This is a genomic window from Paenibacillus sp. OK076 (assembly GCF_900110055.1).
GTDB lineage: Bacteria > Bacillota > Bacilli > Paenibacillales > Paenibacillaceae > Paenibacillus.
The window spans coordinates 53,100-69,623 of the sequence record NZ_FOCH01000006.1 but is presented as its reverse complement, the minus strand read 5'-3'; the positions used below and the strand labels follow the sequence as shown (position 1 = coordinate 69,623).

Annotated in this window: 13 protein-coding genes; 3 read left to right on the top strand and 10 right to left on the bottom strand. The window is 47.9% G+C overall.

All coding sequences use genetic code 11. The features are described from left to right. Positions 1–17 precede the first annotated feature (17 nt). From BMY78_RS33560 to BMY78_RS28600, 7 genes are all read right to left on the bottom strand, one after another. Complete coding sequence (locus BMY78_RS33560) at positions 18–980, bottom strand: hypothetical protein (protein ID WP_256222499.1); 963 nt, start codon at positions 978–980, stop codon at positions 18–20. 42 nt (positions 981–1,022) lie between these two features. Beyond that, complete coding sequence (locus BMY78_RS28625) at positions 1,023–1,835, bottom strand: hypothetical protein (protein WP_090904638.1); 813 nt, start codon at positions 1,833–1,835, stop codon at positions 1,023–1,025. Positions 1,836–2,022: 187 nt separating this feature from the next. Beyond that, positions 2,023–3,075, bottom strand: coding sequence for a hypothetical protein (locus BMY78_RS28620; protein ID WP_090904637.1), 1,053 nt, complete (start codon positions 3,073–3,075; stop codon positions 2,023–2,025). Between the two features lie 69 nt (positions 3,076–3,144). Next, positions 3,145–4,833 carry a DUF6138 family protein gene (locus BMY78_RS28615; RefSeq protein ID WP_090904636.1) on the bottom strand — a complete coding sequence of 563 codons (1,689 nt, stop codon included), beginning with the start codon at positions 4,831–4,833 and terminating at the stop codon, positions 3,145–3,147. A gap of 304 nt (positions 4,834–5,137) precedes the next feature. Next, entirely contained in the window at positions 5,138–6,790 is a 1,653-nt protein-coding gene (locus tag BMY78_RS28610; protein ID WP_090904635.1) for an extracellular solute-binding protein, read from the bottom strand. A 99-nt stretch (positions 6,791–6,889) separates the two neighbouring features. Then, the gene (locus BMY78_RS28605; protein WP_177185905.1) at positions 6,890–8,482 is read right to left on the bottom strand and encodes a response regulator transcription factor; all 1,593 of its coding nucleotides are present in this window, start codon (positions 8,480–8,482) and stop codon (positions 6,890–6,892) included. Next, entirely contained in the window at positions 8,457–10,217 is a 1,761-nt protein-coding gene (locus BMY78_RS28600; RefSeq protein WP_090904633.1) for a sensor histidine kinase, read from the bottom strand. Before BMY78_RS28600 ends, BMY78_RS28605 begins: the two co-directional genes overlap by 26 nt. Positions 10,218–10,481: 264 nt before the next feature. On the opposite strand from BMY78_RS28600, the gene BMY78_RS28595 reads away from it, so the two are divergent. Further along, positions 10,482–11,441: an ABC transporter permease gene (locus BMY78_RS28595; RefSeq protein WP_024631474.1), complete on the top strand. Its 960-nt coding sequence runs from the start codon at positions 10,482–10,484 to the stop codon at positions 11,439–11,441. A gap of 12 nt (positions 11,442–11,453) precedes the next feature. Then, positions 11,454–12,332, top strand: coding sequence for a carbohydrate ABC transporter permease (locus BMY78_RS28590; protein WP_090904632.1), 879 nt, complete (start codon positions 11,454–11,456; stop codon positions 12,330–12,332). A gap of 68 nt (positions 12,333–12,400) precedes the next feature. On the opposite strand, the gene BMY78_RS28585 is transcribed toward BMY78_RS28590, so the two are convergent. Then, positions 12,401–12,583, bottom strand: coding sequence for an aspartyl-phosphate phosphatase Spo0E family protein (locus tag BMY78_RS28585; RefSeq protein ID WP_076291186.1), 183 nt, complete (start codon positions 12,581–12,583; stop codon positions 12,401–12,403). Positions 12,584–12,865: 282 nt separating this feature from the next. Further along, positions 12,866–13,579, bottom strand: a complete 714-nt coding sequence (locus BMY78_RS28580; RefSeq protein ID WP_090904631.1) for a MarR family transcriptional regulator — start codon at positions 13,577–13,579, stop codon at positions 12,866–12,868. 177 nt (positions 13,580–13,756) lie between these two features. Here BMY78_RS28580 and BMY78_RS28575 point away from each other — a divergent pair, with 177 nt between their 5' ends. After that, the gene (locus BMY78_RS28575; RefSeq protein ID WP_256222498.1) at positions 13,757–15,304 is read left to right on the top strand and encodes an FAD-dependent monooxygenase; all 1,548 of its coding nucleotides are present in this window, start codon (positions 13,757–13,759) and stop codon (positions 15,302–15,304) included. A gap of 186 nt (positions 15,305–15,490) precedes the next feature. Here the strand turns inward: BMY78_RS28575 and BMY78_RS28570 are convergent, their stop codons facing one another. Next, positions 15,491–16,507 (bottom strand): hypothetical protein, encoded by a 1,017-nt coding sequence (locus BMY78_RS28570; protein ID WP_090904630.1) that lies wholly within the window; start codon positions 16,505–16,507, stop codon positions 15,491–15,493. Between the last annotated feature and the right edge of the window lie 17 nt (positions 16,508–16,524).

The window sequence follows — 16,524 nt, the reverse complement described above, 5'->3', positions numbered from 1 at the left end:
CGTTTTTTGCTTGCCATTTATTTAAACCACCCCGCTACTGTAGACCAGGCTTTCTTTGCACCATGCTTAACGACATCCTTCACAGAATCATCCTTCCCATCGCCATCCAAATCCATATTCATGGTTATCCCTTCCGCAAGATAAGTCAGGCCTACGGATACGCCTAAACCAACTGCGCCTACTGCCAACACAGGTGCTGCTGCAGGCAGAATAGCCGCTGTCAGAAGTGTCGCGCCAACGGTTGTTGCCCCGCCGACAACAACGTTACCGATGATATCGCCAGCAACTTTGTCACTAGACGCATTATGGCTAATGTTCTCCTGGGTATCAGTGAAAACATCAATGCCAACACTTGCCCATCCCAATTTGTCCGTTAATGCAGATTTGACCGCATAACCCGGCTTGACCATAGAGGCTATTTCCTTGATCTGCGGGGTAGCGGTTCCATTAGTAAGTTTGGCTTCGATGTCACGGACATAATGAATTTTGTAGTCTCTTGGTCTTCCGTTCACAATCTTGTTATCTTTGACCGAATCGTAACTTTCACGAACCAAAATACGCGGCGTATTCCGGTCCAGCTGCGGCTTGACCATGTAGCCATTTTTCACGCGATATCCCAACCGGGCAACAGCCGCGGCTCCCGTCAGTGTTCCTACCGTGCTTCCTGGTCCGTCAAATGGAGCGATTGGATTAATTCCGGTCAGCCCAAATGTACCACCTGATTGATCCTCCTGTTCCATTCGCTCACGGGTGGTTTTCACAAATGCCGCCAGTTGCTGCATATTCTGTCCAGCGTTCTGAAACCGTTGCTGGTGTGTCTGGTATAAACCGATGATAGTTTGACGATTCCCCGACTGCCAGACTGCACCCTGAATGGAACGTTGCAGAGCGCCATCCACCTGCTGCAGTTGTGCGGTAACCTGTTCAATCTGCTGTGCGAGGGAGTTCAGGTAGTCCGCTTTCATGATAATTTTGGTCAATTGGAATTCCTCCTTCGACTTGCGTAGATGATTACACGTGGTTTAGACCAGAGGCAACATAGATAATGAACGTGTCGTTAGCAAAAATAGACTCTGCACCACCTCTTCTTCGGTCACCTTGAATGCGGTCAGATCTGTATCTTTCCCTTCAAGGAATAACCAATTGCCACCGGTACTGCCCAGAAAATAAATGGTTTGCGGCTTGCCCTCCGTCCCGCGAGTGTACACATCAAACTGCCCCTGTCTTAAGATCGTCACGAAAGCATGGGATAACTCGTTGATCAACGACTCATTGAGGTGATGGTCCTGCTGTAAAATCGATTGAGTGGACTCGACGTCTGATCCGATCGGTAACGCGAATAGTTGCTGCAACGTTTCTGCCTGAATGGCTGTGCGCAACATTTCCTCTGCCGTATTGGGCAACTCAATCCGGTTCCCCATGAGTTGGAACAGATCCTGTAATTCTTTGAAAGAAGACAGTACCGCCTGATCCCGTGCGGGCATCCATACCCATTCCACAATTTGCATGCCTGATAAAAAACCATAAGTCACGGACGATTCACCATCCACGATATGCAGTTCAAGCCGGATAACTGCACTACTGAGCTTACACCCCATCAGCAGGTTATGTACTTGCCGATCTATAGTGACTTGCCCATCCTCTACTTCAATGACACTATCTTTAACCAGACGGTTAACAACTTGTTTATACATACCCTCCGCCTGCTCACCCTCCAAGGAAGGATTATTGAGATCCCGGAGAAGCTGTTCTGCTTCGGGAATATTCATCAGTTGAAACAGAAACAAGGCCTCTCGGCCAGAACATTCAAACGATGTATATGAAGGCAAAGTCATTCCCCTTTTCCTTAATATAAGATTGAACATGTTATGTAAAAGTCTATCATTTTATTGTAAAAGGATATGCAGCTGTGCTCAATGCGCCCACGCTCCTGATATTGGGATGATCAACCTGATTATATTTACCCAAAAAATGAATAGAGGCACAGCAAATGCTGCTGTACCCTTACTAATTTATTAACACTCAAAATTCCCTTGCCAAGTCAGTTAAACGAATCACTCTCCGATAGTTCATGTAATCGATCATATCCTCCCAGTCCAACTCACCTGCATTACCATCACGATAGTATACGGCCGCAGCCGGTAGGAAGCCGACCAACGGTCCCATCCCACCACAGATCATCGCGCCACCGTCGCCACCTTTGGGCATCATGTTTCCAGATCCATCAAGCGTAAGCTCATAATTATAGGGATCTCCAGCAAACTGGACACCAAAAAAGTTGGGCAGCTCCAAATCATACGGACGGTCATTCTCGACGAATAGGGAAGGGTCCGGCTCTATCGATTCATCCACAATTCCCTCCACCTCTTCGAGGCTTCCAAAATGCTTCAATTTCAACGTGTAGTCGAAGCTGTCTCCCCATGGAAATAACGTGCGGCAGCCCCCTCCGTACAGATACTCCCACTCATCTTCAGTAAGCAAACCAAAACCTGCTTTTTCTTCTTCATCGATGAGGTACTCCAGCGTCAAATCTTCATTGAACCAAAATATCTGTACTGCCTCATTTTGACGAACCAGACGGAACTCTTGATGCAGTTCATACTGGTTCAGATCGGACAACTTAAACTTCTCCAATTCTTCTGCAAAATAGGCATTCTCCTGCGCCATCGCTTCAGCTTCCGTCACTTCAATCCAACCAAGGGAATGGCTGCTGCACTCCACCAGCATGGGAGCAATGTGCACGTCCCTAACCGGAGACATCTGGCTACTTAAAAAAGAATCCACATCCTCCACACCATACTCACTGACCGTCTCCAGAAAATCTGAGGAAGTCTCCTCGTTCATCCCATCCTGCCAACGATCCCATCCAAGTGTCACCCGATCACCAGGCACAAACACAAATCGCTGCTCATCATACGAAAATACACCTGTCTCGATTCGCTGACCGAATCGTTCAAATGTCTCCAATCCCTCATACTTCATACCTTTGGGAAAATGATTGACCAAATCACGCAGCCGCTTCTCTTTTTCCTGAGCAGATAAGCCTTTCCATGCATCCCGATTCAATGGCCCCATATACTCACCCACCTTTACCTGTATCCTCATACATCACATTAACCTTGAAAAGTCCTCACGGATATATCCTTATTTCCCTGCAGCTTTTAACAGCTCTAGCAGCAACTCTTTCCGTCTACCATCCGCCTTGCGTGCCAGCGTTGCAAGCTTCTCTACCTTCCCCCAAATCGGATACAGCACACGCTCCACTTCATAGGTTTCCATCCCATGCAACGATTGGACCAAAAGTTCAAGCTTATCCTCATTCTCCAACTCTGGCTGAATCTTCAGCTTCAAAGAATCCGTAGAACGAAGCAAACAGGCAACTAATGCAGGTACCGTGCTTGCCGTTACACCTTGTGTCTCAGCAAAGGCAGCGGTGAATTTATCCTGTACCAACTGGTGCTCATCATCCACTTCTCCCATGTAATATTCAACCAACGGGAAATACCGTTCATCTGCCAGTCCAAGTCCGAAGGTTGCGTAACTGCCTGGCATACAGTTCTTTTCACCCTCTGTATCCGCATAAAATTCGAACTCTTCGATCGCTGTACGTGCATATTCTTCCAGCAGCGGATGCAGTTCCGGGTACTCAAGTAGGTTTGCGAAAAATCGATGGGTATCCGACTTCGCGAGACCTTTAATAGGCAGATACTGCTTCACGCTGGATTTGAGCTTGATCTTGTAACTCTTGGGGAAACCCTGCTTCAGCAAACGGGTGATAAAAGCAATGGCTTGTTCGTAGGCAGCTGCTTCTTCCTTGCGAATGATGATGGTAATGATCGAGAACACATCGTTGGCTGTGCATTCCACATGCTCATTTTTCAAATAGATATCTTCCTTAGCATAGGTTCCGCTACCTTCCGTCATCATGCGCGCTGCTCGGTTACTGCCAAGCTGTTTCGCCAGCTCCAGGAAGTTGAGGCCTTTCGGTTTACTGTAACTAGGCTCATATCGAAGAATCATCACGGCTGCATACAGCAGCAGATCAATAGGCTGTACCACATGATGCCCATGCCCACTCTGAAGCTGGTCCTCCTCCAAAGAAGCACCTGGCTTAAGTGTATATACATTGGTGCTGTACGCAGAAGGCTGTACATCAAAGTAGCGTGGCAAAAAATAATGCTCTGCCCATGACGTTATTGCACGAATAATATCACCACGATGCTCCGCCAGGGCTTCCTGACGTCCTTTATTTAACTCCTGAATACGATCATATTGCCCTATAGTCCACGCTACGTCCAGTTCAGGGAACAATTTCGGGTCAAGCAGGTGACGCGTCAAAAAAAAGGATTCCAACGGCTTTGTTGGATATGTACCATTCAGCAGCTTTTGGTCTACGTATGTATGAATGCGCTCAAGCAACTGCTGCCTTTTCCCTTCGTTGATATATTCGAGCATAGTCACTTGCAGCTTTCCTTCTGTCGTTGGGAATTTCCCGCGAAAGGTAAACCGATAGTCGATCAACGGTGTATCCGCCAGCTTGTCTAATTTTCCTTGAACCACTTCTACAAGCTTGGGCTGAATTTCATTCCGCACCTGTTCCTCGGTAAATGGGCCTGCATTCTTTGATTTCAATCCTTCATCCAATCCAAGGTCCACACTGTCTAACGTAGTCCGTCCAGGTCTGTAATCCAGCAAAATATCATTAAAGATTCCCATTTGCAGCGTTGTTCGCTTCACTGCCTTTTCCAGGTCATCCCGCTTCAACTGTTCATCAAACCATTGTTCAATTACCTCAATCATCTCTTCCATTGCCTGATCATAGCGTGTACTCATGCTTCGACCGCCTTCCCATTAATCAGATCATTGCTCAAACCATCTATGCTAAAAATACGTATTGATGTTCGTATAATACTTATTATTCTACTCTCTCGCGCATCTACGAAACAATAAGTCTTACGCACGGTTGTACGTCAAGAAATGAATGGATAAGCTCTTCCATACATGTCTATGCATTCCCCACGCAAAACAAAAACACCGGAATTCAGGCGATTTCCCGCCCAAATCCGGTGTATTTACGAAATACTTCTTCCTTCTTGTATTACTTTAGTATGATTCATCTCGTAAACCATTCACGGTATTAATTGACTGTTTTGAACCATTCATTGACTTCCGTTGTGATTTGATCGCCACCCATGGATTTCCACTTCGTTACGAACGCGTCGAATTCATCGATGCCAATCTGACCATAAATGATTTTGCTGAACGTATCTTTCTCCAACTTGTCGAGTGCATCTTTTTTCATCTTCATCGTATCCGTCGGTGCACCCGTGAATTTGTTCTTGATTGCATCATCCTTATGAGCTACCACGACTTGGGCCGCTGCAAACACTTCCGGTTTGTTGGCAATCTTCGTGTTTTTCTCAAAAGGCGTCTCAGGCTCCTTGCCTGTAGCAAGCTCCGCCAGCGTATCCATCATCAGGTTCGGAATCCGTGCACCGTCATACGTAATTGTGTATTTGAGGGGGGATACCCCATCTTTCACTTCAGCTTCACCAAGCACTTTACCATCTACGATATCAAAGTCATATCCTTGGGCAAAGCCATGTTCGAACTCCCCACCCACTTCTGGATTAGCGAAGTTATCGAACAAATAATTTTGATATGTGAAGAAAATTTCTGGGTTTGCCATATCCTTGTTGATCAACACAACCCCGTTGCTGGCACCTGAACCGTGGTGATGGCTCTCGCCAGTCGGTCCGGTTGGCAGGGCAATGGCTTTGTAGGTAGCGCCGTCCACATTTTTCTTCACATCATCGATCGGCCAGTTCGGCATCCAGTGTGGTCCCACAATGATTCCGGCTTTGCCTGCTGTAAACAGTTCAGCTGCCTTGATCTCATCATATACGCCGGCTTCCTTCGGCAGATAGCCTTTGGACAACCAGTCTTTCATCGTTGCAAGTCCTTCTTTCACACCCGGTTGAACCGAGCCGTATTCCAGTGTTCCTTCTGCATTCAGATTCCACTGTCCTGGCATCGTGTTGTACATGCCGAAGATCCAGCCGGATTCAGTCATCCAGGTATTGAGGGCATTTTTCATGCCGACCGTCAGACCGTACGTATCCTTTTTACCGTTACCATCCGGGTCCTGATTCGTAAATGCATCCATCACCGTCACGAGCTCATCGATCGTTTTGGGTTCTTCCAGTCCCAGCTTCTTCAGCCAGTCTTCACGGATAAACATAACCGGGTCGCCGTTGTAAGCATAGTCAAAGATCGGAATACCATACCGTTTGCCTTCATACATGTACGGGTACCACTCTTCCGGTGCGGATTCAGCAGCCCCTTTCCATGTGTCGGATGCATACTTGTCGAACAGTTCACCTGCATCGGCGAATTTACCCGACTCAATCAACTCACGCACCAGATTGTAGTCCCCACGGATGGAGACGATATCCGGCATCTCCTCGTTAGCCGACAGGGAGAGACGAAGCTTCGTATAAAAAGCATCATTGGTCACGGACACAGCCCAAGGCGTGGTCAGGTCGATGCCCAGACGCTCTTTGGCCCATTTGGTGTGCACGTTGTTCTGTGCAGTCTCTCCGTTCTTGAACTTTGTATCATCATTCCAGGCTCGCAAATAGCTCATCTGAACCGCAGGTTCATACTTACCGTCTTGCAGCGCAAGTCGCGCAGCCGCTTCCTTGGATGGTTCTTCCTTTGCCCCCGAACTGCATGCCGTTACGGCAACCATCGTCAGTGCAAGCAATGCAGTCATCATTTTTCTATACATGAAACCCCTCCTCAATCACTTTGAATGCCCTTACATGAAAAGGATAGTGCAGCCGGGGAAGCAAACATATATCACAATTTCAATGTTCATATTGATTTGTTAACCGTTCCGAAAATCCTGCGGGGTCAGGCCATAATGTTTGCGGAAGACTTGAATGAAATAAGGGGTATTGTTATATCCCACTTCCTGACCGACTTCATAAATCTTCATAGCCGTGTGCTTCAGCAAGTGAACAGCACGTTCCATTCGGGAACGGATAATGTAATCACTGATGCCTTCACCCGTCGATTGTTTATACATTTTGGACAAGTAAACCGGGTGCAGATGCACTTCCCCGGCTATAACCTGCAAGGAAAGATCTTCGCCCAGATGGTGGTCAATCCATTGCTGGACCTGTCTGATCATGTTCGATCCATTTTCCTGGCCTGTGTCCGTTGTGCTTCGAGCCCATTGTTCCATCACGCTACGGGTCCAGGCTTCCAGACTCCGAAGTGACACGCCGTAGCCGTCCTTCAACAGTTGCTGATACTGCTCACCGAGGACATCGGACAACTGCCTGCCCTCCCGATGAGCCATGTACGAGAAGGCTGCTGCGAGATAGTGAAAAGCAACATAGACATGCTCCGGGAACACACTATCCGATAACTCGGCGAAAATCGAATCAATCTTGTTACTCGCGTCCTCCATCCGTCCTGCTTCCAGCAGTGCGGTCAGTCCGGGTGGCTCATAGAGCGCCGAAAGTGATTTCAATGTTGCTCCATGGGAGCCGGCAGCCGCATTGAGATGCAGTCCTTTGCCCGCTTCCGCCTGCTTGCGCAAGGCACTTACAGCCTGATGATATAATTGTGGAACCTGATCCGGAAAACGGCCTATCCGGCTGACTGACAGTGAAATGGTGGCGTTTAAATACTGCTTCACACTGTGAAGCAGCCGTTCTCCGAGCCGCCCCATCAGCAGTTCAGGTTCAGACTGTGCCTGTTTCGGACTTGCCATGAAGACGAGATCATCATACGCATCATCCGTATGGCAGAGATGATAGCTGCTGCCAAAAATTTCTTCCACCACGTTGGAGATGGCGTATTTCATCAGACGGAATGCCTTGTGTGTGGGCTGTGGGTCATCATAGCGGATGAGCAGCAGCTGCATTTTATCCTGGGGACGGAATCCAATCTCCAATTGCTCCAGCTTCTCCGCAAGTTCGCTCTCTGCAAATTTATGTCCAAGCAGTACATCCTTCATTAATCCCGCCCGCTTCTCGGGTAAATGTTCCCTCACCGAATACATGGCGCGCTGATGCATCAACTGTTTCTCTCCCTCCAGCCGAATCTGGACGGAGGCCTGCTGCACCGCTTCGATCAGCTCCTCATCCCGTACGGGCTTCAGCAGGTAACTTACTGTTCCATGACGGAGTGCCTGCTTCGCATAATCAAAGGACGCGTGTCCGGATAAAATGATACATTTGGTCCGCTCCCACTTTTGCCGAATATGACTTACCAGATCCAGACCGGACAAGCCCGGCATACGAATATCGGTGATGATAATATGGACCTGATGTGCCGTCATTTGCTGTAATGCCTCTTTCACCGAGTACGCCTTGTATACGTGTCCAATCCCATGTTCCCTCCACGGTATGGAGGATGCAATCGATTCCACCGCTGAATGTTCATCATCCACGACCATTAGATTCATCATTAGGGTATTCCTCCTCAAACCATCGTATTTCCACACTGAGACCCCCATATGGGATCGCTCCAAAATGAAGCCCCGAAGAATGACCATATCGTGTAATGAGCCGCTGGTGTACATTCCAGGTGCCCGTGCCAATTTCTTCACCCATCGGTTCATTGATCTCCCGTTCTAGACCGGCGATCTCTTCCTCCGTCAAAGTAACACCGTCGTTATCGACAAACAGACTGTATCGTGTGAAGTTCCTTCCATCGATTTGTTCTTGTACTGCCATGCCTGTAACCACAATGTGACCGCTGCCCTCCATCGGTTCAATGCCGTGAATGACAGCATTCTCCACGATAGGCTGGATCAGCAGCCTTGGAATGTGCTGCTGCATCAGTTCCTGCGGTACGGCGATCTCATACGACAAACGGTTGGTGCGCATCTGTTGGATGGACAAATAATTGTCCAGCAGCCTAATTTCCTCTTCCACGGTGGTCATATCGTTCTCATCACGTGTGATGTAGCGATAGTAATCACCCAGGCTGAGCGACATGGCAATAACCGCTTCGCGGTTGCCGAGCTGCGTCATATTTTTAATATAAAACAGACAATTGTACAGGAAATGAGGATTAATCTGTGATTGCAGATGCTTCAACGTCGCTTCCCGTGAACGGATGCGTTCCTCATATACCTTTTCGATCAGCTCCTGAATCTGCTCGGCCATGTGATTGAAGCTCTGAGTTAGGTACGCGAATTCATCACGGGAGTGATCGACCGGAATTCGTGTGGACAGCTGTCCTTTGCGAATCTGCTGCAGCCCTCTCATCAGACGTTGTATCGGCACCTGTACCTTTCGGTATAACAACAGTGCAGCGCCAATACTGAGCACGAGCAGCAGCAAAATCGAGGTTATAAACATATTTCGGCTCTTGTCCATAGGCGTTAGCAAGTCATCCAGCACAACCGGGTTAACATAGATTCCGTTCAGCTGTTTGGAGAGCACATAACTGACCAAGTACTTCTTGCCCCCCACCTCCAGCTGATGGTTGCCTTCACTATCCAGTTCGGTTAGTGGCATGTCCCGCATTACGGCTTCTACTAGCTCGGGGTCCGCACTGCGATTTAATAGAGGCTCGTTGCCCGGGACGAGTAGAAATGGATCTCCTCCCTGTGCCTCTTTGAAATCATCCAGCATGGCAACAATATTCATCGGATCAAAATTAATCTCCATCACCGTCCGTACATCCGTGGTCACAGGTTTTTCATTCCACTCGTAGTTATCCGTAAAGAAATAAGTAAAGCTGCCTTTGTTCAACTGCCATCGGCCTGGCTGTGGGAACTTCAACATCTTCTCATTAAAGACCGTCCGGTTCGACATGGTGGACAATACCAACTCTGCCTGAGGAAGCACAATGGTAATATCGTTCTTCCAACGGCTGGTGGACTGGTATAGTGACAATTTGTCGAGAATATCGAGATAGATGCTGTTTTTCTCATATTGGCTGGTTGATTCTGTCATGTAACGATAGTGTAAAATGCTTGGATCACGCAGTAAAGTCAGGCCGTAGAGCGAAAGCTGCTCAATATTTTTATCCACCTGAGAGCTAAAATAGTTGAACTGGTTCAAGCTGGACTGCTGCTTCTCCTCCACGATCATGTCCACGTTCGCCTGATTCGCGTAGGTATAGAGCAGCAAAATGGGTACCAGCAAGCAGACCAGCAGCATAACTGTTTTTGAGAATACTGTAAATTTCATTGCTTCACCCTGTCCCGGTTAAAGTAAAGAACCATATCGAAGTCCTATTTTATATTGAAACCCCTTACATATCTATACTGAATTTCAAATGAGTCACTATTCGGTATACGTTTTCAACAAGTTAATAAATCAACATCCGCCTTGAAATGTTGTTCTATAGCCCGCCCGTTTCCATTGCTATAATTCAGTTGCTCCACTATTTGCAGAGGCTGACTGGCCTCATTATGCAGAGGCTGGACGATATAAAGGAGGGACCTGATGGCTATGGAACAACCACTAACGACCAATACGCCGGTGCGGCAGGCAACACACAATCCACGCAAACGTACCCGCTGGAATTTCAAACGCAATTGGCCGCTGCATCTGATGCTGCTGCCTTCGGTACTGCTCACATTGCTGTTCGCCTATGTGCCTATGGGCGGCATTATTATTGCTTTTCAGGATTTCAAACCTTGGCTGGGATTCACCGGCTCCAAATGGGTAGGATGGGATAACTTCCGATTCATGTTCGAATATCCGGACAGTGTTCAGGTCATCTGGAACACCGTGCTGATTGCTGCCATGAAAATTGTGGCCGGACTCGTGGCCCCAGTTGTGTTTGCCATTTTGCTGAATGAAGTACGGAACTCCACGTTCAAAAGGTTCTCACAGACGTTGGTATACCTGCCCCACTTCCTGTCTTGGGTTGTACTGGGCGGCATCCTGCTAGACATGCTTTCACCCGAAGGTGGACTGATTAACCAAGTACTGGCGGCTGTTGGCATTGAACCAATCTTCTTTCTGGGAGATGGCGACTGGTTCCGTGTAACCGTAGTCATTAGTGATGTATGGAAGGAATTTGGATTTGGTACCATTGTCTTTCTTGCAGCTCTCGCGGGTATCAACCCTGCTCTGTATGAAGCTTCCGAAGTTGACGGGGCAACACGGCTTAAGCAGACCTTGCACATTACGCTGCCTGCACTCGTGCCGATGATTATTGTGGTGGGAACACTATCACTGGGGAACATTCTTAATGCCGGATTTGACCAGATCTTCAACCTGTACAATCCACTTGTATATGATAAAGGCGATATTATTGACACGTTTGTTTACCGGATGGGTATTTTGAATGGCAAAATGAGCTTCGCGACTGCGGTTGGTTTGTTTAAATCCTTTGTCGCCATGTTCCTCGTTATTACGGCCTACCGGATGGCTTACAAAATCGCCAACTACCGCATTTTCTAAGGAGGAATTAAGGTGTATCACAAAACGACCGGATACCGTATATTTAACGGCTTCAACCTGTTCTTCATCGCGGCCGTCTCGCTGCTGTGTGTGCTGCCGCTTATCCACATTCTGGCGGTTTCCTTCAGCGGTAAAGCGGCAGCTTCCGCCAATCTGGTAACGCTCTGGCCGATTGATTTTACAGTCGACGCCTATACCAAAACGTTTGGTAACAGCAACTTTCTCAGCGCGCTCTGGATTTCGGTGCAACGTACTGTGTTCGGAACACTGCTCAGTATGGTGCTGGTCATCCTGACGGCCTATCCTTTATCCAAGGAAAGTCTGAATTTCAAGGGACGTTCGCTGTACGCGTGGTTCTTCATCTTCACGATGCTGTTCAGCGGCGGACTGATCCCGTCCTATATCCTGATTCAAAAGCTGGGACTGATCAACACCCTGTGGGCTCTGATTTTACCTGGCGCTGTGGCGGTCTGGAACCTAATTCTCATGATGAACTTCTTCCGTAACGTGCCGAAAGAGCTCGAAGAAGCGGCGTTCATCGATGGTGCCAACCATATCACCACATTGTTCCGCATCTATCTGCCTGTGTCCATGCCGGCCATTGCTACGATCTCCCTGTTCACCATGGTGGGGCAGTGGAATTCCTGGTTCGACGGCTTGATCTATATGAATGACGCAGCCAAATATCCACTCGCTACGTTAATGCAGACCATTATCGTGCAGCAGGATTTCTCCAATATGAATGTTGATGCAACGCAGCTTCAGAACATGTCGCAGCGTACGGTTAACGCAGCCCAGATCTTTATCGGGGCATTGCCAATCCTGCTCGTGTATCCATTCTTGCAGCGATTCTTTGTCAAAGGAATTGTGCTTGGGGCTGTAAAAGAATAGGGGTCGTACGTTTACTGAACCTGAATGCATTCGCATCATCATTTCATCCCGAGGTTTATAACGCGCCGTTACTTACTTCGGGATGATTTTCCGCGAATGGCATTGTTATATTGATTAATGAGTTCATCCAGAACCATCGATTGACGAATGACCTCCGGATGCCAAAGTTCTTTATGAGCGTTTGCAATCTGGTAGAGCCTCTGTCGTGCCTTTTCGATACATTCCTGAATGGTTTCCGGATTATGCACCATACTCCCGCCCCCTGTTGTCCTTCAATATCCTCCATCCAAAAAAGACCATCTATTATAATATTCGGAACAAAGGGAGCTGCACATTACCCCAAAAATCAAATTTATGGTTATTTTTTCTTGTCCAGGTTGAAATAAGGATGAGCTATGGAGTCAGATGGTGCAAAATACGAAAAAATACCGGATAGGCTTATCAGCCTTATCCGGTATTTTGTTATAGCTACATTTTGCTCGAAGAATCCTTCAGGCTTCAGGCCAATTCCATATGAAATAAGCTGCTGCTAGCTAGTCCTCATAATCTGCAAAAAAAACATCATTCAAAATCGTTTTGGCTTTCTTCAAATTACGGGAATCCAACTTGTTGAGCATAGACATGATTTCGTTCATTTCATCGGTCAATGAAGAAGAGTGATTAGCCTTATAAGCTTCTGAAACCTTGCTTGTAGGTGCATCTCTTGGGGCGGATTCAATAGCCTCGTCCTCCTCTGTCTCCAAATGAATCCATGATGTATGCAGCATCTTCTTGAGGGTGTTGACGAGAAACTGTAACTCATCTTCGGTATACCGTTGCAAGAAATGATGAACCCCAAGATCAATTTGATGATGCAGGCCCTGATGCAAACGATAAATCTCTTTTCCAAGCGTTGTGGTACGGAACAGAACTTCTTTTTTGTTATCCGGAAGTGACTCGGTTACGATGATGTTTTGAGACACGAGTCTTCTCGTAATCTTGGAGACTGTCCCTTTGGAGAAACCGAATTGCTTTGAAATGGTTATGCCGTTTACTGGCTCGAGTGTACCAATAGCATCCAGCACATGCAGCATCGTCACCGTCATTTCTTTGATTAGCTCTTCAACAGCCGAATTAGGACTATTTTGGATCAGCCACTGTTTTTCTTCATCTTCTTCTGCTTGGAATCTGATCTGTATATCTTTCACTGCTTCCAATACTTCTTGGATTAATTGATCTCTATTTTGATTTTCCGATGGGTTGATCATTCCATTTTCCTCCAACGATTGTTAGCTTAACACCAGTATATCAGGGTATGTTCGACAATTAAAGTTTCTTGGAAACAATATTGACAGCAGTAAGGGGTTGAATTATTATTGTTTCATAGGAAATTAAAAAGTTTCCAAGAAACATTAAACCGAATATGATATCTCATCCATTGCGATATGGGTGATCAGGAGGAGATTCAACTGACCCAACATTACGATATTGACGTACTCATCGCTGGAGCTGGCCCAACTGGCTCCGCTCTTGCAATCGACCTGCTACGACGCGGCCTTCATGTTCGACTGGCTGACAAATCCCCTCACGCCTTTCAAGGCTCCCGTGCCAAGGGAGTTCAACCAAGAACCCAGGAGGTTTTGGGAGACTTCGGCGTGCTGGAAGAGGCTCAGTCAGAGGGAAGTATTTACCCGCTTGCGGGTTTTCATATTGGACCGTTAACTGTGCCTTGGCGCATGCAGCAGCAAAATAAACCAACACCGAGCGATCCGTATCCAAACATTCTCCTGTTGGCGCAACACCGAACGGATGCCATCTTACATCGCCTGCTCAAACGTCTCGGCTTAACCATTGAATTTAACAACGGGTTGGAGCAATTCGAACAGAATGCCGATGGAGTGACGGTGACTCTCTCTTCCGGGGAGAAGGTGCGCAGCAGATATCTCGTCGGAGCAGATGGAGGTTCGAGCATCGTTCGCAAAGGGGCAGGTATCCGATTTATTGGAGAGACTACCGACTCTGACCGCACACTCATCGTGGACGGCTCGATCGACAAACTGTCTCGCAATAGGTGGCATATGTGGCCACGCACACGTGGCACGTTTGTCGGAGCCTGCCCGCTGCCACACTCCGACCAGTTCCAAGTCATGATCAGGCTGGCACCAGATGAAAAGCCTAACCTTGACGAAGCCTCACTGGCCGCTCAATTCCACAAACTCACAGGTTTGCGTCTCCACCACATCACTTGGAGTTCGGTGTTTCGTCCCAACGTTCGGCTGGCTGAGCACTATCGGTCTGGTCGCGTCTTCATTGCAGGCGATGCTGCTCATGTGCACACCCCGGCCGGAGCACAGGGTCTCAATACGGGTATACAGGACGCCTATAACCTCGGTTGGAAAATAGGGCAGGTCATTGCTGGGGCACCCGATCGTCTGCTTGACAGCTACGAGGCTGAGCGTCAACCGATTGCCGCTCGTGTCCTCAGCAAATCCAGCGAGCTGTACGCCAGTCTAGATAAAAATCGCCTGGCTAGCCTCAAGCGTGGAGACGAGGAGCGACAGCTTAGACTTTCGTACCATGGTGGGCCGCTCGCATCTAGCGAAGAATCGGCTACAAAAAACCTTCATGTAGGTGACCGGGCGCCAGATGCTCCTTGCACCGGTCCTAGTGGGGAACGTTGTCTGTTCGACATCTATCAAGGGCCTCACTTCACTTTGCTTGCCTTTGGCCCTAACGCTGCCAAGGTACTCCCCAAGTTGAACTGGCCAACCAGCGGTGCCGAATTACACTGCTACGTCGTTGGTACCGCACACGAATCCAATCAGAACGTCCTCCATGACTCCAGCGGCAAATTGACCCGTACCTACGGCATTACCAGCGACACGCTGGTCCTGATTCGCCCAGATGGTTACATCGGGAGCATCATCACGGCCGATTGGCAGACAAACTTCGACAACGTAGCCAGAATGTTGGCCCCGCCGCAAATCATCTGAGCCAACTCGAATTGAAGCTCATGCGAGACTATGAATGCTAGGGCAGCTAATGTATGAGGGCGTCATTACGGCCATAGATGTGGCTAAGCTAAACGCAAATAAAACCGGAAACGACCGCATTCAGGGTCTTTTCCGGTTTTATTTTATCTGTACTTTTTCCATTTTGAACTATGTACACTGCTCCATTCATCTTAATCCAATGTCCTCAAAACGATTGCCAATCGTCTCTGGGAAGGCCTGCTTAATGGCATCAATGGCACGCTGTTCCGTTTCCCCTGCTTGCTCAATCAGATGGATCACCCTTAACAGATGCCCTGGTTCCTTCGCATCCCATGCTGTTGAATCCTCAACCTTCTCCATCATCTGAGCATATAGGTCTGCGAGTAACGCATACTCCTGGACCACATGATTCATCTGAATGGACAAATGCTTAAGCTCTGCAACATAAGAAGCCATATCCTTTCTTGAATTAGCATAATAGCGCAAAACCATGGCAGCTTGATCTGTTTCATATGCACCAGATTGTAGGGCATCAGCAATGGCTGCATATGCAGCAGCTCCGCAGGCGTAATCCTGAGGTGGCAGCATGTAATCATGGGTCTCCCATTTGTACACAGCCTGAATTAATGATTCCTTGCACACTTCCCATATGTCTACGGTTGTATGGGATTCAAGCACCTGATAGTACCAGTATGGTGTACTGTTCCGACCAAAAGAATCATAGGGCAGACAAATGACTTCATTTTCTTGACTCTCACAAATGAACAGCATCTGCTCCCCATCATCATATCCAGCACAAATAACAAACTGATCATGCCACAGAATAGCGCCCACACCCCGGTCAATAGAAGCCTTGATATCCAGCAGGGCCTGCTTCTGATAGAGCGGAAAGGTCGGCTCGAACGAAAATCCCCCGTGTTGTCCGGTCGTGACGCCAATGAAATCAGAAGCTACAAAGTTCTCGGCCATCCAGTTGTATGCTGAGATCGATTCTGTCGTTAGACGCCGATCTACCACTAATCGAAACACACTTGCGGTCATACCCGCAATCATGTGACGCGGTAAATCCGTCCACTGCTTGTGCATCAGAATGCTATACATCGCATCGATGTACGAGCCTGCACCGCTCCAGGATCGTTGTTCATCTGCCAAATTCTCAGTCTGTGGAAAACGAATCAAATCCGGCAGTATTTTACTCCTCATCACCTTATCCTCCCTCC